We start from the raw sequence: 892 nt of genomic DNA on the forward strand, positions 1-892 counted from the left end.
CCGCGGTGGCGGCCTTCACCCGCAAACGGCCATCACGCCAACCCTTTCCCGGCCACCTGCCGCGCGAGCGCGTCGTTGTGCCGGCCCCCGCGAGCTGCCCGTGCTGCGGCTCGGACAAGCTGTGCAAGCTGGGCGAGACGATCACCGAGACGCTGGAGGTGATCCCGCGCCAATGGAAGGTGATCCAGACGGTGCGCGAGCGGTTCTCCTGCCGGGCCTGCGAGACGATCACCCAGCCGCCGGCGCCGTTCCACACCACCCCGCGGGGCTGGGCCGGCCCCAACCTGCTGGCCACCCTCCTGTTCGAGAAGTTCGGCCAGCATCAGCCGCTGAACCGGCAGGCCGAGCGTTTCGCGCGGGAGGGCGTGCCGCTCAGCCTGTCCACCCTGGCCGACCAGGTGGGCGCCGCCGCCGCGGTGCTGAAGCCGCTGCACGACCTGATCGCTTCGCATGTGATGGCGGCGGATCGCCTGCATGGCGACGACACGCCGGTGCCGGTGCTGGCCAAGGGCAAGACCGACACCGGGCGGCTGTGGGTGTATGTGCGTGATGACCGGCCGTTTGCCGGCCAAGCCCCACCGGCAGCGCTGTTCCACTATTCGCGCGACCGCAAGGGCGAGCATCCCGAACGGCACCTGGCCGGCTTCACGGGCTGGCTGCAGGCCGATGCGTTCGCCGGCTACAATCGGCTGTACGAACCCGACCGCCAGCCGGGGCCGATCAGCGATGTGCTGTGCTGGGCGCATGCCCGGCGCGGCTTCTTCAAGCTGGCCGACATCGCCGCGAACACCAGACGCGGCAAGACTATGGCCCGACAATCACGGTGAGAACGGGCGTCAATCTGGATGAGAATGAAGGACGTCGCCGTCGCGACGGAGGTCGGGCGTAGCCC

1 pseudogene is annotated in these 892 nt (G+C 70.0%); it reads left to right on the top strand.

The features are described 5' to 3' along the window. Positions 1-803, top strand: a pseudogene (tnpC, locus tag EJ903_RS26375) (IS66 family transposase); the annotation flags it as partial. Positions 804-892: the final 89 nt, after the last annotated feature.

Origin of the sequence: Azospirillum griseum (genome assembly GCF_003966125.1) — a bacterium.
GTDB lineage: Bacteria > Pseudomonadota > Alphaproteobacteria > Azospirillales > Azospirillaceae > Azospirillum > Azospirillum griseum.